The following is a 22,342-nucleotide window of genomic DNA, read 5'->3' on the forward strand; positions in this document are numbered from 1 at the left end:
AGAAATTGTCCCTGGTGTGCAAATGCCAGCGTATTGCTGACGGCGTACTGAATACGCAAAGTAGTACAAACGAAAATAGTTATCATAATTACTACGCATGGCGAGACAAAAAGAAAAGAGGCGTGCCTCTTCACGGATGTCCCTACCGCGTCGCTATCCTATGCCTGTGCAATCTCTGATTTATTGATTTACCGCAGTGATTGATTCATTAGGAGAGACTTTAAAAAGTGTCGAAAAAAAGTACATAAAAAAAGCCGCTAAAATTCAGCGGCTTTCGTTTAATGGCTTAAAACGTAAAAGTTAACGTTTTTTACCCATTGCGGCGGCCAGTGCATCCGCCATTGCATTATTGCCCGCCGGAGCCGCATTGCGACCCGCTGGCTTGTTTTGCGTCGGACGTTTCTGCCCATCGCGATTGTCACCTGCGGCTGGCGCGGAAGAACGACGCCCCGGCGCTTCGCCCGGTTGCTCATCCAGACGCATGGTCAGCGCGATACGTTTGCGTTGCAGATCGACTTCCAACACTTTGACTTTAACGATATCGCCGGCTTTCACCACAGTATGCGGATCTTCGACGAATTTGTTTGCCAGAGACGAAATGTGCACCAGCCCGTCCTGATGAACGCCGATGTCCACAAATGCGCCGAAGTTAGTCACGTTGGTGACCGAACCTTCAAGGATCATGCCTGGCATCAGGTCATTCATGGTTTCCACGCCATCGGCAAAGGTTGCAGTTTTAAACTCAGGGCGCGGATCGTGCCCCGGTTTTTCCAGCTCTTTGATGATGTCGGTAACGGTCGGCATACCAAACTTGTCGTCGGTGAATTCACTGGCTTTCAGGCCGCGCAGCGCGTTCGAATCGCCCATCAGATCTTTTAGCGCCAGCTGTGTCGCCGCCAGAATGCGCTCCACCACCGGATAGGTTTCCGGGTGAACCGTAGAGGCGTCGAGCGGGTTGTCACCATGGTTGATACGCAGGAAGCCCGCGCACTGCTCGAAGGCTTTCGGCCCCAGACGGCTGACTTTCAGCAGCTGTTCACGGTTGCGGAACTGACCGTTCTCATCGCGCCAGTTGACGATATTCTGCGCCATCATGCGGGTCAGACCGGCCACGCGGGTCAGCAGCGGCACGGACGCGGTGTTGAGATCCACACCCACGGCGTTCACGCAGTCTTCCACCACGGTATCGAGCTTTTTCGCCAGCTGTGACTGGCTGACGTCGTGCTGATACTGGCCGACACCGATGGATTTCGGGTCGATTTTCACCAGTTCGGCCAGCGGATCCTGCAAACGACGGGCGATAGATACCGCACCGCGAATGGACACGTCGAGATCCGGGAATTCCAGCGCCGCCAGTTCGGAGGCGGAATAGACCGATGCCCCGGCTTCGCTGACGATAACTTTCTGCGCTTTCACCGCCGGGAACTGTTTTTGCAGCTCGATGAAGAAGCGTTCGGTTTCGCGGGAAGCCGTCCCGTTGCCGATCGCCACCAGTTCGACGTTATGTTTAATGCACAGCGCCGCGACCTGTTGTGCGGCTTTTGTAGCCTGACCGGTATGTGGATAAACAGTATCGATACCCACAAGTTTGCCGGTGTTATCCACAACCGCGACTTTCACACCGGTACGCAGGCCCGGATCGAGACCCATCGTGGCGCGCATACCGGCCGGGGCGGCCATCAGCAGATCGTGCATGTTGCGGGCGAAAACGTTAATCGCCTCGTCTTCGGCGCGTTCACGCACGGTGCTCATCAGCTCGGTTTCGAGGTGCAGCAGCACTTTGATGCGCCAGGTCCAGTTAACCACCGCACGGCGCCAGACATCAGCCGGTGCGTTATTGAGGCGCAGGCCAAGATGATCGATGATCAGTTGTTCGGCGTAGCTCTCTTTTGGCGGTTCGTCGTGCTGTGGATCGGCATTCAGCGCCAGCTGTAAGACGCCTTCGTTGCGGCCACGGAACATCGCCAGCGCACGGTGCGACGGGACTTTGGCGATCGGTTCGTGATGATCGAAATAGTCGCTGAATTTCGCGCCTTCCTGCGCTTTGCCTTCGGCCAGGCGCGAAGTCAGATGTGCATTTTTCCACAGGTAGTCGCGGACTTTCGCCAGCAGCGAAGCATCTTCGGCGAAACGTTCCATCAGGATGTAGCGCGCGCCGTCCAGCGCGGCTTTCGTGTCGGCGACGCCTTTATCGGCATCGACAAATTTTGCAGCCGTTGCGTCAGGCTCTTTATGCGGATCGTTCCACAGTAATTCTGCCAGCGGTTCCAGTCCGGCTTCGATAGCGATTTGCCCGCGCGTGCGGCGCTTCGGTTTGAACGGCAGATAAAGGTCTTCCAGCTCGGTTTTGCTCAACGTAGTGTTGATCGCTTTAGCCAGATCGTCGCTCAGTTTGCCCTGTTCCTCGATGGATTTGAGGATGGTCTGGCGGCGGTCTTCCAGCTCACGCAGATAACCCAGACGGGTGTCCAACTGACGCAGCTGGGTATCATCCAACCCACCGGTGACTTCCTTACGATACCGCGCAATAAACGGCACGGTATTACCTTCATCCAGCAGACGCACCACGGAAGCAACCTGCTCCGGGCGAACCTGCAATTCACTTGCGATAATGCGGCTCAGTTGATCATTCATAAGTCTGGTATCAGTTTTTTCGTTAGTGAGTGACGTAAAAAGCAGGGGCACAGTTATACGGTTTGAAGGCTGAAAATGCCAGCCGTCAGGACGATGTGCCTCACGTTTTGAGAGTTAGCTGATCATTTGACGTATTCGATGTCATTGACGTACCAGGTCGCGTCACCGACCGGCGTGGTGACCACCAGACTGTCACCGACTTCCTTTTTCAGCAGCGCACGCGCCATCGGGGAGTCGATAGAAATATAGTCGCGGCGGCCAAAGATTTCATCGTAGCCGACAATGCGAAAACGTTTGATGTCGCCATCGTCGTTTTCCACTTCCACCCACGCGCCGAAGAACACTTTGCCGTCCTGCTGCGGCGAGTAATCGACGATCCGCAGCTGCTCCAGACATTTGGTCAGATAGCGCACGCGGCGGTCGATCTCACGCAGGCGCTTTTTGTTGTACTGGTAATCGGCATTTTCGCTGCGATCGCCCAGACTGGCGGCCCAGGTGACCTTTTTGGTGACTTCCGGACGTTCTTCGCGCCACAGGAAATCCAGTTCAGTTTTGAGTTTGTCGTAGCCTTCGCGGGTAATGAGTTTGGTCTTCATGCTACCTGTCGCCTTCCACACGTGTGTATTCCAAAATTCCTGCAGCATTGTTTCACACAATCGCATGGCTGACAGCGCAGAAATTGGCCGAAAAATCCAACGGGATGCTACGCTTTATCTGATGGCTTTTTAGTCGAATAATTATTATCCTTCGCCGCGCTATTACGGTTTTGTTAACATTTAAGAAATTTCGCAATATTCTGAATACATAAAAGTTTTACTAAAAAATCACTTCTGGTTACGGGTCACAGGGATTAGGGGTACAGCTACAAATGGATTTACTCAAATTTTTACTTCGTTTGCCTTTTACATTGATAAAAGGCGTCTTCCGCGCATTGGCCTTTATTTTCGGGCTGCTCGGTCGCGTCATTAAACCTGTTGTCGGCAATATCGACTGGCGTGCGCCGGTCTGGTGGACGGCAATGTCCGGCGGACTGAAACGCGGTTTTGCGCGTATGGAAGGCGGGGTAGATAAATACCCGAAAGCCATCAGCCTGATAATTCTGGTATTACTGTGCGTCGCGGGGGCGGGCGTTTATGGCTATCACTGGTGGTTAAACCGTCCGCAGCCGATCGAACCGGCACCGATGGTGTATCAGGAAACCAGCGTACGGGTCAGCGGCCCGGAAGCGGTGAACTACGCCGCGCAAAAGCCGGCACCGCAGCAAGTGACGTTTTACTTTAAAAATTCTGCTGCGCCGCTGACTGACGTCGGCAAAGTGGTGGAAAAAGGGATTTCCCTGAAACCTGCCGCCGAAGGCGAATGGAAATGGCTGAGCGGCTATACGTTAGCTTTCGTGCCGAAAAATCCGCTGCCGATGGGCACCAAATATGAAGTCAATTTCACCCCTGACGTGCTGCTCGCGCCGCAGATTAAGCTGGCGGTGACGAAATATGAATTCACCGCGCCTGCGTTTGATTATCAGCTGGGCGAGACCGAATATTATCAGGACCCGCAGGATCCACAGAAACGCAGCGCAATTTTTAACGTCAAATTCAATGCGCCGGTGGACGTTGCCAGCTTTGAGAAACAGGTTTCTCTCGGCCTGACCGAAGGCAAAGCTAAAACCGAGTCTAAGCTGAATTACTCCGTGGTCTACGACCAGAAAAAACTCAACGCCTGGGTGCATTCCGAACCGCTGAAATCCCTCGATCACGGCGGTGCAGTGCATGTGACGATAGGCGAGGGCGTGAAAGCCTCGGTAGCGTCCAATGCCACCACACAGGCGCGTAACGGCTGGGTTTCAGTACCGACGCTTTACAGCCTGACCGTCAACGAAGCCAGCGCGCAGGTCGTTGATGCCGAAGGTTCGAAAGGTCAGCGTGCGCTGATCGTCGGCTTCAGCGATGCGGTGAAAGACAAAGATATCCGCCGCGCGGTGAAAGTCTGGCTGCTGCCGCAGCATGATCCCAATGATTCAGAATCCGCGACCGGGCCGGATGATTACGCCAGCTGGGATGTGCAGAGCGTTGAAAACAACGTGCTCGCACAGTCCACGCCGTTAAACATTCAGCTTAATGAGGCCGAAAGCGATTATCAGCCGCAGTTCAGTTTCCGCTTCGATGCGCCCGCGCACCGTTCCATGCTGGTGGAAATCGACAACGTGCTGACCTCGTCCGGCGGCTACAAAATGCCGGAAAAAGTCTACCGCATCGTGCAGGTGCCGGATTATCCGAAATCGCTGCAGTTTATGTCGCAGGGTTCGCTGCTGTCTGTTAACGGTGATAAACAAATCAGCGTCGCGGCACGCAACGTGCCGGGCATGCGTCTGGACATCAAACGCGTCATCCCGAGCCAGTTGCAGCACATTGTTTCCTTCAAAAGTCGTCAGTACTCATCGGCAGAATTTAACCGCCTGAATGACGAGTATTTCACCGAGCACTTTAAATATCAGACGGCGGTCAATAACGATAAGCCGGGTGAGGTGAATTATCAGGGCGTCGATCTTTCCCGCTATCTTTCGACCGATCCGGCTTCGCATCGCGGCGTGTTCCTGCTGACGCTGTCAGAATGGGATCCGAAGAAGAAAGAAGAAAAACCGGCTACCGATGACGATGGTAATCAGTATCAGGAAGAAGACCAGAGCGGAGACGAAGCGCCGGTCGGGGATTCGCGCTTTGTGGTGGTCACCGATTTGGGAATTATTGCCAAGCGTTCGCAGGATAAAACCCGCGATGTGTTTGTGCAGTCGATTCACAGCGGTACGCCTGTCAGTAACGCCAAAGTGTCGGTGATTGCGAAAAACGGTGTCACGCTGCTTTCCCAAAACACCGGTGCCGACGGCCACGTGCGCTTCCCTGCGCTGGATGTTTATACCAGCGAGCGCCAACCGGTCATGTTCCTGGTGGAAAAAGAGGGCGATGTTTCCTTCCTGCCAGCCGATCGCGATAACGATCGCGGCCTCGATTTCTCACGTTTTGACGTCGACGGCGAAATCACGCCGAATGACCCGCGCACGCTGAGCAGTTATCTGTTCTCCGATCGCGGCGTTTACCGTCCGGGCGATACGTTCAATATCGGTCTTATCACCCGAGCCGCCGAGTGGAGCAATGGTCTGGCGGGCGTGCCGGTACGTGCAGAAATTCACGATCCGCGCGACAAACTGATGAGCACCATTCCGCTGACGCTCGGTGCCAGTGGTTTCAACGAACTGAGCTACACCACCGAAGAGAATTCGCCTACCGGTGAATGGAACGTTTATCTGTATCTCATCGGCAAAGACAATGAATCTTCTACGTTCCTCGGTCACACCTCGGTGAACGTCAAGGAATTCGAGCCGGATCAGTTGAAAGTTAAACTCCAGCTGACGCCGGAACGTAAGCAGGGCTGGGTCAAACCTTCTGAATTACAAGCCAATATCGACGTGCAGAATCTGTTCGGTACGCCTGCGCAGGATCGTCGCGTGACCTCGAAACTGACGCTGCGCCCGATGTATCCGAGCTTCGATCAGTTCCCGGACTACGCGTTCTACGAGAATCGCCAGAACAGCGACGGTTTCGAAACAGAATTGGAAGACCGCACTACCGATGAAAAAGGTGCTGCAACGATCCCGCTGGATCTGAAATCGTACGCCGATGCGACCTATCAGCTGCAACTGCTGTCGGAAGCCTTTGTAGCCGGTGGCGGACGCTCCGTGTCGGCTACCGCGCGGGTGCTGGTGTCGCCGTATGATTATCTGGTCGGTGTGAAACCGGACGGCGATCTGGGTTACATCAATCACGGCGCGGTGCGTCATCTGAACGTGATTGCCGTTGACCCGACGCTTAAACAAATCGCCCTGCCTGCGCTGAAAGTGGCGCTGATCGAACAGAAATACATTTCTGTACTGACCAAACAGGATTCCGGCGTTTACAAATACCAGTCGAAAATGAAAGAAGTTCAGCTTTCAGAGCAGCCGCTCTCGCTGACCGCGCAGGGCAATGACCTGACGCTGGCAACCGACAAGCCGGGTGATTTCGTGCTGGTGGTTGAAGATGCGCAGGGCAACGTTCTAAACCGCATCGGTTATACCGTCGCCGGTAATGCCAACCTCAGCCGTTCGCTGGACAGAAATGCCGAGCTGAAGCTGAAACTCAATCAGGGCGAATATCTGCCGGGCGATGAAATCGAAGTGTCAATCAACGCGCCATATACCGGCAGCGGTCTCATCACCATCGAGAAAGACAAAGTCTACAGCTGGCAGTGGTTCTACACCGATACCACCAGTTCCGTACAGAAAATCCGCGTACCGGCGGGCATGGAAGGCAACGGCTACATCAACGTGCAGTTCGTGCGTGATGTGAATTCCGATGAAATCTTCATGAGCCCGCTGAGTTATGGCGTAATGCCTTTCAAAATCAGCACTAAGGCGCGTCAAAACTCTCTGGAAATCCATGCGCCGGACGTGATCAAACCGGGTGAAAACCTGGCGATGACGGTCACCACCGACGGCCCGCAGCAGGTGGCGTTGTTTGCCGTGGATGAAGGCATTTTGCAGGTGGCGCGTTATCGTCTGAAAGATCCCCTGGAGTACTTCTTCCGCAAGCGCGAGCTGGGCGTGGAAAGCTCGCAAATCCTCGACCTTATCCTGCCGGAGTTCAGCAAACTGATGCAGCTTGCGGCAGCACCGGGCGGTGACGGCGGCGAAGGGCTGGATCTGAACGTCAATCCGTTCAAACGCAAACGTGACAAGCCGGTGGCTTATTGGTCTGGCATCACTGAAGTTAACGGCCAGAAGCAGTTCGATTATCAGGTGCCGGATTACTTCAATGGCAAAATCCGCGTAATGGCAATCTCCGTCACGCCGGACAAAATCGGTAAAGCGCAGACTTCTGCCACCGTGCGTGACAACTTCATCATGACGCCAAACGTGCCATCGATGGTGGCGCCGGGTGATGAGTTTGACGTCAGCGTGGGCGTAAGCAATAACCTTGAAGGGCTGAACGGCAAGAGCGTAGCGATCGCCGTGCATCTTAACGTGCCGCCGCAGCTGGAAGTGGTCGGCAAAGCGGATCAGAGCCTGTCGCTGGCGGAAAAACGCGAGGGCGTGATTAACTTCCGTCTGCGTGCCAACGCCGTTCCGGGCGATGCGCCGCTGGTGTTTGAAGCGACCTATGCCGATAAAACCAGCCGTCGCACCATCAGTACGTCGGTGCGTCCGGCTATGCCGTTCCGTACGCAGTCCGTCATGGGCCGCATGAGCGGCAGCAGCCAGAACGTCGATAATCTGCGTCAGATGTTTGATGCCTATGCGGTGCGCAAGGCGGCGGTGTCGAATTCGCCACTGGTGCTGACCAGCGGGCTATCGCAGTATCTGGCGGATTATCCGTACTACTGTTCGGAGCAGATTGTCAGCCGTTCGATTCCGATGATCCTCGAAGGCCTGCATCCGGAAATGAAAGGTAATCTGAGTCAGGCCGAGACCAGCAAAAAGCTGAAAGACATGCTGGCTATCTTGCGCTCGCGTCAGAACGACAGCGGCGCAATTGGCCTGTGGCGTTCGTCGCCAGAAACCGATCCGTTCGTTACGCCTTACGTGGTGCAATATCTGCTGGAAGCCAAAGCTGCGGGCGTGGCGTTACCGGCCGGCATGCTGGAGGAAGCCAACGCGGCACTGCGCGTGCTGGCGGCGAATCAGAATGACGATTTGTACAATCTGCGACTGCGCGCGTGGGCGGTGTATTTGCTGACGCGTCAGGGTGAAATCACCACCAGTTCGCTGGCTTCGGTGCAGGATACGCTGCAACAACGCTACCCGGACACGTGGAAAACCGATCTCAGCGCGCTGTATCTGGCCTCGTCCTACCGCATGCTGAAAATGGATGATGAAGCCAATACATTGTTACAGCCGACGTGGAAACAGCTGAGCAAGGCGTACGACAAAGGCTGGTGGACGCAAAGTTACTTTGACCCGCTGGTGCAGGACGCGACGCGGCTGTATCTGATCACCCGTCATTTCCCGGAAAAAGTGTCGGCTATTCCGCCGCAGGTGCTGGAAAATATGGTCAAATCGCTGAAAGAAGAGCGTTACACCACGTATTCCTCCGCGATGAGTATTCTGGCGCTGGAGAGTTATTCCGCCCAGGTCGCGGCGCAAGCGACGGCACCGGATGCGCTGAAAATCACGCAGATCAGCAAAACCAAAAATGTTGAACCGCAGCTGATTTCCAGCGTTCAGGGGCTGTTTGCCAAAGCCAATTTTACCGCCGATGCCCAAGCAATTCGGGTGGAAAACGGTAACGATGCGCCCGCCTGGTATGTGGTCACGCAAGCCGGTTACGATCTGGCGGCACCGAAAAAAGCCATCTCGCGCGGTCTGGAAATTACCCGTGATTACACCGACGAAAAAGGCAATCCGGTCACGCAGGTGACGCTGGGGCAGAAGATCAATGTGCATCTGAAAATCCGCGCCAATTCGAAAGAAGGGCAGAGCAATCTGGCGATTGTCGATTTGCTGCCGGGCGGATTTGAAGTGGTACAACAGACGTCACCGGAACCGGAAGCTGACAGCAGTGATGAAAGCAGTGAGGCCGATGCGTCGGCGTCCTGGCAGTCGCCGCTGGCCGCATCGGGATCGACGTGGGCACCGGACTACAGCGATATTCGCGAAGATCGCGTGGTCATTTACGGCAGCGCCAGTACCGATGTGCAGGAGTTTGTGTATCAGATCAAAGCCACCAACACCGGTAGCTTTGTGATCCCACCAGCGTATGGCGAGGCGATGTACGACCGCGAAGTTCAGGCATTGTCCGTCAGTGATAAAAAACTGGTTGTCGTGCCTGCGGCTGACAATAAATAACAGCGGGTGCAACACACTCACTGAAGACTGCGCCCCGCCATTGATCGCGGGGCGCAACTTTTCCAGAGTAGCCAGATGATGACCTTTCCCGCATTTTTCAAAACAGCGAAACGCCAGCTGCAAAACATTGCCATGGGTGTCTTTTTACTGGCGCTGATTGTGCTGGCCTGCCGTTTGTGGCCGCATCCGCCGCTTTCGCAGGGGCAACCTTTCTCTTCAGTCTATTATGACCGTCAGGGCACGCTGATGCGTATCACGCTGGCCAACGACGATCGCTACCGTTTATGGACGCCGCTGGAGCAGGTTTCTCCACTGGCGGTCAACGGTTTGCTGCTGCACGAAGACCGCTGGTTTTACGTTAATCCTGGTTTCAATCCGTTCAGCCTGATGCGCGGTTTCTGGCGCAGCTACGTCGCGGGCGGAAAAATGCAGGGCGGATCCACCATCACCATGCAGTTGGCGCGTATGCACTGGCATCTCAATACCCGCACGCCGTCGGGCAAAATCATGCAGGTTTTGCGCGCGGTGCAGCTGGAACTGAGTTATTCAAAACACGACATTCTCGAAGCCTATCTGAACTACGCGCCGTACGGTCGCAATATCGAGAGCATCGGCGCGGCCAGCCTGATCTATTTCGACAAAGTGCCGAAAGACCTGACGCTGCCGGAAGCGCTGACGCTGGCGGTGCTGCCACAGTCGCCGAGCTTTCGTATTGATGCTAAAACCGGCGTGCTCGGTACGGCGCTGACGCAGGCGCGTAACCGGCTGTTCGTCCGCTGGCTGGCGCAGTACACCACCGATAGCAGCCAGCTTTCACTGTTTAAACTGCCGCTGGCGCTGCGTCAGCCCGAGCGGATGCCGTATATCGCGCCGCACTTTATCGAGCAACTGCGCCAGCAAAATCAGCAATTAATCCAGACGAATAACCGCGTCGATACCACGCTGGACGCCGGTTTGCAGCGGCTGGTCGAACGGCAGGTGAACGCGTTTATTACCCGCAATCAAAGTCGTGGGATCCGAAACGCCGCGGTGTTACTGGTCGATACAAGGGATATGGGCGTGCGGGCGCTGATGGGATCGGCGGATTATTACAATCGCAGTATTCAGGGGCAGGTCAACGGCACCAACGCCAAACGCTCACCAGGTTCTGCGCTCAAGCCATTCATCTACGCACTCGGAATGGAGCAAGGCGTGTTGCACCCGATGACCATCCTGAAAGATGTGCCATCGGCGTTTGGCGCTTACGCGCCTGAAAACTTCGACCGGCGCTTTCTCGGGCCGGTGACCGCAACCGATGCCCTCAATTTCAGCCGCAACATTCCGGCGGTGTACGTTGCGTCCCAGCTTCGCCAGCCATCGTTCTATCAGTTCCTGCGGCTGTCCGGAGTCGCCAATATGTCCAGTGAGAATCACTATGGCTTGTCGCTGGTACTTGGCGGTGGCGAAGTGACGATGCAGGAGCTGGGAAAATTGTACGCGCTGCTGGCTAATCGTGGCGTATTGCAACCATTGCGTATGCAGCAAAGTGATCCCCGTCCGACTACGCCGGTCCGGCTGCTGAGCGAAGAAGCCAGCTTTATGACGCTGGACATGTTGCGTCAGCACCGCCGCCCCGGCGATACGTTGGCGCAACAGCCGTCTTCGCTGCCGGTCTATTGGAAAACCGGGACGTCATGGGGTTTTCGCGATGCGTGGAGCGTCGGAATTTTTGGCCCTTACGTGCTGGTGGTGTGGGAAGGGAATTTCGACAGTAAGGGCAATAACGTGTTTGTCGGTGTTGAGGCCGCCGCGCCGCTGTTTTTCAACATTATTGACAGCATCAGTGCCAGCTATCCGGATTTGCAGGAACCCAAACGCCCGTTCCCGAAACAGCTAAAACGGGTGGATATCTGCCTCGCCAGCGGTGATTTGCCAACGCCGTGGTGTCAGCAAAAAGGTAAAACCTGGTTCATTCCCGGCAAGTCGCCCATCAAAGTCGACACTGTTTATCGCCCTGTGCGGCTGGATAAACTGACCGGCGACGTGGCGTGCCCGCCTTTTGATCAAGACGAAACCCGCGTCGAAGTGTTCGAGTTCTGGCCATCGGATTTGGCGAACGTGTTCGCGCAGGCCGGACTACCGAAGCGGAAACCGCCGGTGAACAGATGCAAAGATAACGGCGTTGATGTCGGCGGCAATCCACCGCGGATTACCTCGCCGCTGAAAAATACCACTTATACGCTGCGACAATCCCAGCAGGGGCGTGACCGCATCGCCTTCAACGCGGTTACCGATGCCGATAGCAAAACGGTGTACTGGTTTGTCGATGATATCTACCTCGGCAGCTCCGCCAGTAAATCGGCCATCGACTGGCGACCGATCAACAACGGGCAGTACCGCATCCGTGCCGTGGACGATCGCGGACGGGCGGACAGCCGGTTAATCAGTATTGAGATTGTGAATTAGGATGAGGCCGCGCGGCGGGAAATGATTGCGCGGCCTTTGTATCATTCGTGCATCAGCGAATGTCGACTTTAAGCGTGGCAGTGGCGTCAAAAGGACCGGTATCCAGTTCACCGCCGACCAAATTCACAGGAAAAGCCGTCAGCGTAATTTTCCCCAGCCCGTTCTGATTCATCGGTAATATACCTTGTGCAAATGGCATGTAAGTCCCACCGGCATCTTGTACGACGATCCCGATATCTGCTTTATTATCGGCCGGACGACGCCGGGCGACCAGAGTGTACTGATTTTCAACGTCCTGGCCATCGAGGATCATCAGCAGTTTATTATTGGCAGGAATGACAGGCAGACCACTTTCCGTACAGTCATAAAGGATGTTGAAAGTCACGCGCCGGTAGTCATTCGGAGGGTTATTTTTTTTAGTGAATTTACCTACCTGAATGGTGCCAAAATTCACTGAGATGGTTTCCCCCTGATTGATTTCACAACTTTGCGGTACTGTCAGAGTACCACTGAGATAAACAATCGCGACGGGTGAGCCCAGCGGTGGTGCGGTGGTTGTTACCGGCGCAGAAGTGGCGTAAATACGAGCAATTTCTGTGCGCGGGATGTCGATTTCGCCGACGAAAGGCGTAGTGATGTAAAATGTCACTCTCCCCTGTGAGCCTGTGTTCAGGTTATCGTGCGTAGCTTGCTGCTCACAGATGCCGGTATTTTCCTTATCCCAGTGGTGTGTTCCATCACTGACTGCTTTGGAGGTAGGCACGGTAACATAGTCATTTTTCGGAATAGCAATTTGGGTCATGACATCCAGGTGATCATTAATTTTATAGTAATTAACGGTGTGCCCAAGGGGTAACGACGTTTGCAGACTGTACATAATTAATACTCCATTATTACTCGCCGCATCGGTATCTGAGCAGTTGCAGGTGATCTGATAATTTTGCTGACTGCTGTTGAGTGTCTCCTCGAAATTATTGCCCCTCGAATTTTCGCTGCTGCGTAAATCGCGCAAAATCATGCTTTCATAAGAGGTTGCACCGCCGTTAGCGGGTTCACAAATAGCCGTGGCCGCATAACACCGGGCAGTTCAGGCGACTGTGAACATCAGCACCATCCCAAATATTTTTCCGGCATTATTCTTCATTATTCTTGTCCTTAAACACAGGGGGTCGTGACGGATTGAACAGAGGCTGCTGATTGCCTGAGGTTGAGACTGGCTTTGCATTGCTGGTTTGCGCTGGTGCCCCATTTCACGTGTAACTTGATGGGCTCCTCCACTTTGACGCCGGACAGATACAGAACCCCGCCATCATCGACGATATTCTCTAATGTCTGGTCTTCGCTGACCGCCACAGCGCCGAAAGGCACAACAGATCCGTCAGACCGGGTGAGTTTAATCAATACGCGAACGCCAATACGGGCGTCGAAATGGGCAACGACCATGGCGCCTTTATTAGGGATAACCAGTTCAGAAGTGTTTGTCACATCCACATCTGCCGGCAATGTGGTGGTATCAATCACGATGCGATTTTCAGTGTAAGACGTGAGATAAGGCACCACGGCGTAGCCGCGCCAGTCTGTTTTAAGGCCGGGAATATTTTGCACCCGTGCACCGCTGGCGCCATTAGTATCAATCAGCGCAAAAGAGTCGCCGAGCGACTGAGAAAGGGTCACCCCTTTTTCATGGGCAACAATGCCGCCTGCGAGGCCATAGCTGGTTTGCTGTGAATGATCGTCGTAGTAATAACCGGCATTCAATGTGCCGTAGGATGAACGATAGGATGCATTCAGGTTACTGCTGTCGCCCCCTCCCTGGTCCGCATGGCTTTGCTGAAGGGAATAACTGAGGCGGTAATCATCCAGCGCAGTCCCGCTGAGGCCAACCTGTTGGCGCGTGTCGCCATTTTTTTGATGCGTGACGTTATATGTCGCCCAGCTCTGTGGTAGCCAACGGCTTAAAGGAACACGAATATTCAGTGCAAACTGCTGATCGTTTTCCTGATTTTCCATCTGGCTGTAAGAGTAAGAAAAGTTGTAGCTGATCCCGGACACGCTGGTATTCATGCCGAGAGAGATATTTTTCTCTTTGTTGGTGCGGCGCCAGTAGTCTTGCTGATAAGCCGATAGGTAAAGACTCGCCCCTTCCCAGAGTGCCTGATTAATACTGACCTGGAACTTGCTGCGTTTATGTCCGTCCTGAGATGCATTGTCCTGAGACTGATTAGCTTCGTCAAAATCGTAGAAACCGCTGGTTGAATAGCGATAGCTGGCCACGGAAAAGTTAGTGTCCGTTGTTTCGACATTTTTCGAGTATTGAATGCGATAAGACTGACCGCTGCTATTTTGGTCGTTGTCCAGACGGGTCTGTGCCTGAGTGACATCGGCAGATAGTGAACCGAGGGCGAACAGGCTAAAACCCATCCCTGCCTGACCGGCCATATAATCAGGCGACAGTAAGAAGCCACCATAAGTAGTTATTTCATTTGAAACCCCGTAAATCACCGTGCCCTGTGCAAATTCCGGTTCTTTATCGCCGCTATCGTTCGAGCGGTAGCGGCCAACGGTACTGCTGTACTTCAAACGACCAGGTCGCTGCATAACCGGCACGGCAGAAAAGGGCTGGTTAAATTTGCGTTCAGTGCCGTCGGCTTCTTTAACCGTCACTTCCAGATCACCACTGTAAGACGAAGGGTAAAGGTCATTAATTTCGAACGCCCCCGGCGCGACGTAACTTTGATAAATGATGTAGCCGTCTTGTCTGATGGTCACTTCGGCATTGGAGTTGGCAATGCCGCGAATGGTGGGTGCGAAGCCACGCTGGCTGTTGGGCAGCATATTGTCGTCGGAAGACAATTGAACACCGGTAAATTGCAGACTGGGAAAGAGATCGCCCGGTGTGGAGCTTTCACCTATTAGCAACTGAGATTTGAGGGCTTTGATATCCCGTTGCACATAAGTCGAGATGGCATCCCAGCTTTGCTGGCCATCGCTATTGCTATACGTGCTGTAGTTGCGAAGGCGCCATGCGCCAAGATTTAAGCCATTTTGCAGATTCAAATACTGGCTGGAATCATCACTGCCATTTTTATTGTTCCGCTGTGAGCCCGAAAACGTGTAGTTAGAAAACAGGACAGGTACGCCATCGTCCCATTTTTTAGGATCAACATAGCCACTGGCTTTTCGTTCCATCGCGGCTTGTGGAATGCTCAAATCAAGACGCATTCTGTTGAAGTCAAACTTTGCATTCGCTGCCGGAATATACAAGGTCAGGTTGTCGAGTGGTGCGTCATGCGGGTGTTGCGTCAGGGACGGAAAAGCATCCACGCGAACATTCAATGCACGAAGTAAATCAGGGGTGATTTGCGGGATCAACGACCCGTCAGACTTTTGGTCATAGCGGATGTTTTGCTGTAATGCTTTTTCCTGATTCACGTAAATTGACGTGTTATACACACCGGCAACTTGAGCCTTGTCACTTAGCGCGAAGACTGAGAGATCCACATTGTTGGTTGCCTGACCATTGTTTTCCAACAATCTCGGATCGAAATAGACTTCCTCAGCGTGGACCGAATGAACAAGACATGTGATAACCAAAAAAATACAACTTACCCCAGGCGCTAAGGTTTTACCTTGCTGATGGGGAGAATACATTCCTTTTTCCGGTCTTTGTGCATTCGTATCGTAACCCATAGTCATCTTCCCTGAACTTCCTAATGGCGAATCAACGCGTGATCAAACTAAAGCGCTCGCTTTTCCGGCTGGGTCTCTCCGCCGTAGTCGTTGATTGCTCTCCACTCAATAGTATTCCCGGTATTGTTCGCAGGTAATGTCACATTGAGCTGGCTGCCTGGTGCAATCATGTCGGTATCCTTAAGGATGCTGTTACCGGCGATCAGGTAGCTGAATACCACGTAATAAGGAGTGGGATTATTGATAATAAGATGGCCGTTGACGCGTGAAAAAGTCAGCAATTTGTAAGCGTCAAATGCTTTCCCTTCTAATTTATCAGGACGATAAAAAAGTTTTATCCTTGTCTTAATGACGAGACGTAACTCGTTTGAATCATTTTTCGGTGTAGAAGGAATAGCCCGGATATTAATGTAAAATATCGATTCTTTGTCCTTGCGTAGTTCACCACCGGTGTACGATATGCGTAGATTATTCTCCTCATTAGCGTTTAACCTAAATAGCGGTGGAGTGACCACAAAAGGCCCGCGCGTTTTACCATCACCATTATCGACCCACGATTGGATCAAAAACGGTTTACTGTCAGATTTATTACTGAGGGGTAATGAAGCTTCCTTTTTATTTTCTTCATAAATTACTCGTGTGCGACCCACAAGAATTCCGCCACCATAGCTCAGCTGAATCGGTAGAAAAAACAGAAGAGTAAATGTAATGATTGAATTGATGAGATTACGCATTTAGATGATTGTATCCAGTAATGAATGATAAATATTCCGTTACCCGGGTAATGAAAAATGGCCCAGTTTACTGGGCCTGTCTGTGAGGAGTGGCTTAACGGTAATCGAGAGTCACATTGACGCTGGCATCAGCCGGACCCGCAGTGATCAGATCAGGGGTTTTGTAGGACTGATAATTCGCCAGCAGATTGATGTTCATCGTCGCGCTGGTGATGTCGTAAGTCACAGTGGGTAATGTATTGAGAAGCATCACGTCTTTTGTTGTGGCATCCAGAATCTGGATCCCTACGCCGTCGGCCATAGTATCGCCAAAGCTATTTCCCAATTTCACTAAATTTGGATGTGTTGCGTCTACCGCTTCAGCTTCCAGCCACACGCGAAAATGCTGGATAGGGTCATTTTGCACCGTAGTGAAAGGGCAGTTAGCCAGTGGCAGAGTAAAAGGAATATTGGGTGAGGTATCATTAATCTCTCGGAATTGCGCTGCTGAATAGGTCCCTAATTCAACTTCAATATCATTACCTCCATTAATGACACAGGCAGTTTTAATAATTTCACCGTGAAAATTTATTCTTCCATCTATTGCATAACCGTTACCGGCTAATGCCAGCAGTAACCCACTTACAATGAGCTTGTATGTCGTTTTCATTTTCGCATCCATTCTGAAATAAAAAATTAAGAGCTTAGTCACAGATACACTTGATTAATATATTAGCGATACTAATTAAATGCCTGCAAATGCGGATTCTATCAACTATTTTAGGCATTGAATAGAGGGTGTAGATCATTATCACATAAGGCTAATAAGATCAGCGCGATTATATTCATTTATCTGATCGTTGAGCTCTTATTAATTCATCCGGCTGATCGTTTCGGTTTGATTAAATAATTTAACAAGAGAGAGTTATTATAGGATGGGTTTCCTTTTATTAAACATTTTAACTTAATGGTTAAGGTAAGGGGGGGCCTTAAAAATAAGCTACTGCAGCGAAGTGTTAAATTTATTCGTTTATTTTAAATTAATCGTATTTCTGAAAGTTCTTTTATTAGGAACTATTGAAATGTAATGGATGATTTTCGAGCGGTTACGTCCGGGGGGATGGGTAACTCGCTTCCTTCAGGCATCGCGACAAACCGTAACAAACCAACCGTAGATGGTGGGAGATTCCTCTGATATTGTTGATAAATTAGGAAATCCGTATTCATTGTTACAATTTCGACTAGAATATATACCATTAAACGCTGTCTGTTTTGGCTCATATTTCTAACAATAGAAGCTTCAGGCATTCACGCCTTTGGGAGAGTTACATGCAAGAAAATCACAAGATTCTGGTTGTCGATGACGACATGCGTCTGCGCGCACTTTTAGAACGTTATCTGACAGAGCAGGGCTTCCAGGTACGCAGCGTCGCGAATGCCGAGCAGATGGATCGCCTGCTGACCCGTGAATCCTTCCATCTGATGGTGCTGGATTTGATGTTGCCGGGCGAAGACGGTTTGTCTATCTGCCGCCGTCTGCGCAGCCAGAGCAATCCGATGCCGATTATTATGGTGACGGCGAAAGGTGAAGAAGTTGACCGTATCGTCGGTCTGGAAATTGGCGCCGACGACTACATTCCTAAACCATTCAACCCGCGTGAACTGCTGGCGCGTATACGTGCCGTTTTGCGCCGTCAGGCCAACGAGTTGCCGGGCGCACCTTCTCAGGAAGAAGCGGTGATTTCGTTCGGTAAGTTCAAACTCAACCTCGGTACCCGCGAAATGTTCCGTGAAGACGAGCCTATGCCGCTGACCAGCGGTGAGTTCGCCGTCCTGAAAGCGCTGGTGAGCCATCCGCGTGAACCGCTGTCCCGTGACAAGCTGATGAATCTGGCGCGTGGCCGTGAATACAGTGCGATGGAGCGTTCTATCGACGTGCAGATTTCCCGTCTGCGCCGCATGGTAGAAGAAGATCCGGCGCATCCGCGTTATATCCAGACCGTATGGGGTCTGGGCTATGTGTTCGTCCCGGACGGCAGTAAGGCATGAGACGAATACGCTTTTCACCGCGTAGCTCGTTTGCCCGAACACTATTATTAATCGTCACCTTGCTGTTCGTCAGCCTGGTGACGACCTATCTGGTGGTGCTGAACTTCGCCATCTTACCTAGCCTGCAACAGTTTAATAAGGTGCTGGCATACGAAGTACGTATGCTAATGACCGATCGTTTGCAGCTGGAAGATGGCACGTTGTTGGCAGTTCCCCCGGCATTTCGTCGCGAGATTTATCGCGAACTGGGCATCTCGCTTTATACCAACTCTGCGGCTGAGGAGAGTGGTCTGCGCTGGGCGCAGCACTACGAATTCCTGAGTCAGCAGATGGCCCAGCAGCTCGGTGGACCGACCGACGTCCGTGTGGAAGTAAACAAAAACACGCCGGTGGTATGGCTAAAAACCTGGCTCTCGCCTGACATCTGGGTGCGCGTTCCTCTTACTGAAATCCATCAGGGTGATTTTTCCCCGCTGTTCCGCTATACGCTCGCGATTATGTTGCTGGCGATCGGCGGCGCATGGCTGTTTATACGCATTCAAAATCGACCCCTTGTGGAACTTGAGCACGCTGCGTTGCAGGTGGGTAAAGGGATTATCCCTCCTCCGCTGCGTGAATACGGTGCGTCTGAAGTCCGTTCGGTAACGCGAGCCTTCAACCAGATGGCAGCCGGTGTAAAACTGCTGGCCGATGACCGTACCTTACTGATGGCGGGCGTAAGCCATGATTTACGCACCCCGCTGACGCGTATCCGTTTAGCCACAGAAATGATGAGCGACGGCGATGGATATCTTGCGGAGTCAATTAATAAAGACATCGAAGAGTGCAATGCCATCATCGAGCAGTTTATCGATTATCTGCGCACCGGTCAGGAGATGCCCACCGAAATCACCGATCTTAACGGTATTTTGGGTGAAGTGATTGCGACGGAAAGCGGCTATGAGCGTGAAATTGATTCCGGTCTGGCAGAGGGTGAATTGCTGGTGAATGCGCACCCGCTGTCCATAAAGCGTGCTGTAGTGAATATGGTGGTGAATGCCGCCCGCTACGGCGACGGCTGGATAAAAGTCAGCAGCGGGCGCGAACTCCAGCGTGCGTGGTTCCAGGTCGAAGACGATGGTCCGGGTATTGCACCGGATCAACTCAAGCATCTTTTCCAGCCGTTTGTGCGCGGTGAAAGTGCCCGAACCACCAGCGGCACTGGACTTGGACTGGCTATCGTCCAGCGTATTATCGATGCGCACTCGGGGACCTTGGATATCGGGAAAAGTGACCGGGGTGGGTTAAGGATAAGAGCTTATTTACCGTTACCGGTAGAAATGCTCAAGGCGGTGGCGGTACAGCAGAAACCGGTGTGAATTAAGGGGGGCCTTAATAATCCCCGACAGATTCTGCATGGGAATATTTCGGTTTCACACTCGCAGCGATCACTGCAAGTGTGAAACCGACGCTTCCCCGTCTGCTTTAAGGCCGCCATTGCAGCGGCTTTCTGCCACCAAACGTTAAGTCTTCCGACTCATAACATAATATTCCGCTGCTTCCTCGCGCCACCTCGGCGCCTCCACCACATCCCATGGATTCACTACGACCACACCCGTGTGCGCAAAGACCCCGGCGTTATCTGTCACCAGCGACGCCTGATGGTTCAGGCATATCGCGACAAGCTGCGTATCGCGCTCTTTCATCGTCACACCAGCCTGCTTTGATAAGGCCATCACGCGCGGATAGTGCAGGGCGCTGGCGGCGTCGAAGGGCAGCAGGCGTCCTGCGAAATCGTGATTCAGCATCTCCAGTAAGGCTTCATTGAGCGGAGTCCTGGGCTGTTCATCTGGCAGGCCGTCGACCCAGGCGAAAAGTTCGGCGACGCCGAGGCTGGTAAGATACAGCTGGCTGGCATCCTGCGCGTCGAGCCACTGCAGAACGGTTTTATGCGGTTTGGGATTGATCATCTCAAGGATGATGGACGTATTGAGGATGATCATTTTGGCGGAAGTTCCAGAGGATTGAGGCCCAGCGTGGAGAAACGCTGGCGAAGCTGGCTGCCGAGGCCGAAATTGGCCGGGGTGCTGGTCAACGCCTGTTTCAGAATTAAACGCGCCTCTTCTTCCATCGAATGCCCTTTTTTAGCGGCGGCGATGCGCAGCAGATCTTTAATCTCGTCATCCAGATTGCGAATCGTGATGGTGGCCATAATCAGCTCCTGTGAAATCAATGCAAGCAGTGCTGTCATAGTGCGACCTGCAGAAATTTTTGCAATAAAAAAGGCGCGGGATCCGCGCCTGAGCAATGTGCGTAAGATTAACGCTGAGGGCCTGCGCCAACCAGCGCCTCGCCGGCAGGCGTATCCGTATATTTATCGAAATTATCAATAAACAGCTGTGCCAGATGCTGCGCTTTTTCCTGCCACTGTTCGCGGCTGGCGTAGGTATTGCGCGGATCGAGGATGTGCGGATCCACGCCCGGTAACGCGGTCGGCACCGCGAGATTAAACAGCGGCAAGGTGAAAGTCTCTGCGTCATCAATCGTGTCGTTGAGAATAGCGTCAATAATAGCGCGGGTATTTTTGAGTGAAATGCGTTTGCCGGTGCCGTTCCAGCCGGTATTCACCAGATATGCCTGCGCGCCGACCGCTTCCATGCGCCTGACCAGCACTTCGGAGTATTGTGTTGGGTGCAGCATCAGGAACGCTGCGCCGAAACAGGCGGAGAAGGTCGGGGTGGGTTCGTTGACACCGCGCTCGGTGCCGGCCAGTTTAGCGGTAAAGCCTGACAGGAAATGATACTGCGTCTGGGAAGCCGTCAGGCGGGAAACCGGTGGCAGAACGCCAAAGGCGTCGGCAGTCAGGAAGATCACTTTGCTGGCGTGGCCCGCTTTGGAGACTGGCTTCACGATATTCTGAATGTGATAAATCGGGTACGACACGCGGGTGTTTTCGGTTTTGCTGTTGTCATCAAAATCGATTTTGCCGTCTGCGCTGACCACGACGTTTTCAAGTAATGCATCCCGCTTAATCGCGCCGAAGATTTCCGGCTCAGCTTCTTTGCTGAGCTTGATGGTTTTGGCGTAGCAGCCGCCTTCAAAGTTGAAGACGCCGTCATCGTCCCAGCCATGCTCATCATCACCGATCAGCTGACGCTTTGGATCGGTTGAGAGCGTGGTTTTACCGGTGCCGGAGAGGCCGAAGAAGACCGCCACATCCCCTTTTTCACCGACGTTGGCCGAGCAGTGCATCGAGGCGATGCCCTGTAACGGCAACAGGTAGTTCATCACGGCGAACATGCCTTTCTTCATTTCGCCGCCGTACCATGAGCCGCCAATCAGCTGGATGCGCTCGGTCAGGTTGAAGGCAATGAAGTTTTCGGAGTTCAGCCCCTGCTTCTGCCAGTCGGGGTTAGTGCATTTCGCGCCGTTCATTACGATAAAGTCAGGCTCGAAGTTCTCCAGTTCCTCGCTGGTCGGGCGGATAAACATGTTTTTGACGAAGTGCGCCTGCCAGGCCACTTCAGTGATAAAACGGACTTTCAGGCGGGAGTCTGCGTTAGCACCGCAGAATGCATCAATGATAAACAGCCGTTTGCCCGAAAGCTGCTTACCGACCAGCGCCTTCAGCGATGACCAGACTTCCTGCGACAACGGTTTGTTGTCATTTTTGCCTTTGCCCTGATCGGCCCACCAGACGGTGTCGCGGGTAACGTCGTCGCGGACAATGTACTTATCTTTTGGCGAACGGCCGGTGAAAATGCCGGTATCAACGTTCACTGCGCCCAGTTCTGTCACCTGTCCGCGCTCAAAGCCTTCCAGACCCGGTGCGGTTTCCTCTTTGAAAAGAGTATCGTAATCAGGGTTATAGACGATTTGACTGCTTTGATGAATCCCGTAACGGGCGAGTGTTTCGGCGGTGATCCCGAGAGTGGTTGGCATTTCCCTGCTCCTTTCC

13 protein-coding genes are annotated in these 22,342 nt (G+C 52.9%); 4 read left to right on the plus strand and 9 right to left on the minus strand.

Annotated features, from left to right (window positions below; all coding sequences use genetic code 11):
• Positions 1-300: 300 nt before the first annotated feature.
• The gene (locus TU92_RS12470; RefSeq protein WP_112167545.1) at positions 301-2,634 is read right to left on the minus strand and encodes a Tex family protein; all 2,334 of its coding nucleotides are present in this window, start codon (positions 2,632-2,634) and stop codon (positions 301-303) included.
• Positions 2,635-2,756: 122 nt separating this feature from the next.
• Positions 2,757-3,230 carry a transcription elongation factor GreB gene (greB, locus tag TU92_RS12475; protein WP_120078239.1) on the minus strand — a complete coding sequence of 158 codons (474 nt, stop codon included), beginning with the start codon at positions 3,228-3,230 and terminating at the stop codon, positions 2,757-2,759.
• Between the two features lie 272 nt (positions 3,231-3,502).
• Between greB and TU92_RS12480 the strand changes: the two genes are divergently transcribed.
• Both TU92_RS12480 and pbpC read left to right on the plus strand, forming a co-directional pair.
• Entirely contained in the window at positions 3,503-9,508 is a 6,006-nt protein-coding gene (locus TU92_RS12480) for an alpha-2-macroglobulin family protein (protein ID WP_112167547.1), read from the plus strand.
• Positions 9,509-9,583: 75 nt separating this feature from the next.
• Positions 9,584-11,953: a penicillin-binding protein 1C gene (gene pbpC / locus TU92_RS12485; RefSeq protein WP_112167548.1), complete on the plus strand. Its 2,370-nt coding sequence runs from the start codon at positions 9,584-9,586 to the stop codon at positions 11,951-11,953.
• 52 nt (positions 11,954-12,005) lie between these two features.
• Here pbpC and TU92_RS12490 read toward each other — a convergent pair whose 3' ends face one another.
• From TU92_RS12490 to TU92_RS12505, 4 genes are all read right to left on the minus strand, one after another.
• Positions 12,006-12,830 (minus strand): fimbrial protein, encoded by an 825-nt coding sequence (locus tag TU92_RS12490; RefSeq protein ID WP_244207771.1) that lies wholly within the window; start codon positions 12,828-12,830, stop codon positions 12,006-12,008.
• A 278-nt stretch (positions 12,831-13,108) separates the two neighbouring features.
• Positions 13,109-15,604: a fimbria/pilus outer membrane usher protein gene (locus TU92_RS12495; protein ID WP_425272540.1), complete on the minus strand. Its 2,496-nt coding sequence runs from the start codon at positions 15,602-15,604 to the stop codon at positions 13,109-13,111.
• An 86-nt stretch (positions 15,605-15,690) separates the two neighbouring features.
• Positions 15,691-16,377 (minus strand): fimbrial biogenesis chaperone, encoded by a 687-nt coding sequence (locus TU92_RS12500; protein ID WP_112167551.1) that lies wholly within the window; start codon positions 16,375-16,377, stop codon positions 15,691-15,693.
• 94 nt (positions 16,378-16,471) lie between these two features.
• Positions 16,472-17,026: a fimbrial protein gene (locus TU92_RS12505; protein WP_112167552.1), complete on the minus strand. Its 555-nt coding sequence runs from the start codon at positions 17,024-17,026 to the stop codon at positions 16,472-16,474.
• 659 nt (positions 17,027-17,685) lie between these two features.
• On the opposite strand from TU92_RS12505, the gene ompR reads away from it, so the two are divergent.
• Both ompR and envZ read left to right on the plus strand, forming a co-directional pair.
• The gene (gene ompR, locus TU92_RS12510; RefSeq protein ID WP_009635740.1) at positions 17,686-18,405 is read left to right on the plus strand and encodes an osmolarity response regulator transcription factor OmpR; all 720 of its coding nucleotides are present in this window, start codon (positions 17,686-17,688) and stop codon (positions 18,403-18,405) included.
• A complete protein-coding gene (envZ, locus tag TU92_RS12515) occupies positions 18,402-19,763 on the plus strand; it encodes a two-component system sensor histidine kinase EnvZ (RefSeq protein ID WP_112167553.1) in 1,362 nt (453 codons plus the stop codon). Before ompR ends, envZ begins: the two co-directional genes overlap by 4 nt.
• Positions 19,764-19,907: 144 nt before the next feature.
• On the opposite strand, the gene TU92_RS12520 is transcribed toward envZ, so the two are convergent.
• From TU92_RS12520 to pckA, 3 genes are all read right to left on the minus strand, one after another.
• Positions 19,908-20,387 carry a PIN domain-containing protein gene (locus tag TU92_RS12520; RefSeq protein WP_112167554.1) on the minus strand — a complete coding sequence of 160 codons (480 nt, stop codon included), beginning with the start codon at positions 20,385-20,387 and terminating at the stop codon, positions 19,908-19,910.
• Positions 20,384-20,596, minus strand: coding sequence for a FitA-like ribbon-helix-helix domain-containing protein (locus TU92_RS12525; RefSeq protein ID WP_112167617.1), 213 nt, complete (start codon positions 20,594-20,596; stop codon positions 20,384-20,386). Before TU92_RS12525 ends, TU92_RS12520 begins: the two co-directional genes overlap by 4 nt.
• 107 nt (positions 20,597-20,703) lie before the next feature.
• Positions 20,704-22,326, minus strand: coding sequence for a phosphoenolpyruvate carboxykinase (ATP) (pckA, locus tag TU92_RS12530; RefSeq protein ID WP_112167555.1), 1,623 nt, complete (start codon positions 22,324-22,326; stop codon positions 20,704-20,706).
• Between the last annotated feature and the right edge of the window lie 16 nt (positions 22,327-22,342).

It is taken from the genome of Rahnella inusitata (genome assembly GCF_003263515.1).
Lineage (GTDB): Bacteria > Pseudomonadota > Gammaproteobacteria > Enterobacterales > Enterobacteriaceae > Rahnella > Rahnella inusitata.

Bases quoted from the DNA above. Each gene is read 5' to 3' on its own strand.
- TU92_RS12500 (WP_112167551.1), bottom strand. From the start codon at position 16,377: ATGCGTAATCTCATCAATTCAATCATTACATTTACTCTTCTGTTTTTT.
- TU92_RS12505 (WP_112167552.1), bottom strand. From the start codon at position 17,026: ATGAAAACGACATACAAGCTCATTGTAAGTGGGTTACTGCTGGCATTA.
- ompR (WP_009635740.1), top strand. From the start codon at position 17,686: ATGCAAGAAAATCACAAGATTCTGGTTGTCGATGACGACATGCGTCTG.
- TU92_RS12480 (WP_112167547.1), top strand. From the start codon at position 3,503: ATGGATTTACTCAAATTTTTACTTCGTTTGCCTTTTACATTGATAAAA.
- TU92_RS12495 (WP_425272540.1), bottom strand. From the start codon at position 15,604: ATGTATTCTCCCCATCAGCAAGGTAAAACCTTAGCGCCTGGGGTAAGT.
- envZ (WP_112167553.1), top strand. From the start codon at position 18,402: ATGAGACGAATACGCTTTTCACCGCGTAGCTCGTTTGCCCGAACACTA.
- pckA (WP_112167555.1), bottom strand. From the start codon at position 22,326: ATGCCAACCACTCTCGGGATCACCGCCGAAACACTCGCCCGTTACGGG.
- TU92_RS12520 (WP_112167554.1), bottom strand. From the start codon at position 20,387: ATGATCATCCTCAATACGTCCATCATCCTTGAGATGATCAATCCCAAA.
- TU92_RS12490 (WP_244207771.1), bottom strand. From the start codon at position 12,830: ATGTACAGTCTGCAAACGTCGTTACCCCTTGGGCACACCGTTAATTAC.
- TU92_RS12525 (WP_112167617.1), bottom strand. From the start codon at position 20,596: ATGGCCACCATCACGATTCGCAATCTGGATGACGAGATTAAAGATCTG.
- pbpC (WP_112167548.1), top strand. From the start codon at position 9,584: ATGATGACCTTTCCCGCATTTTTCAAAACAGCGAAACGCCAGCTGCAA.
- greB (WP_120078239.1), bottom strand. From the start codon at position 3,230: ATGAAGACCAAACTCATTACCCGCGAAGGCTACGACAAACTCAAAACT.
- TU92_RS12470 (WP_112167545.1), bottom strand. From the start codon at position 2,634: ATGAATGATCAACTGAGCCGCATTATCGCAAGTGAATTGCAGGTTCGC.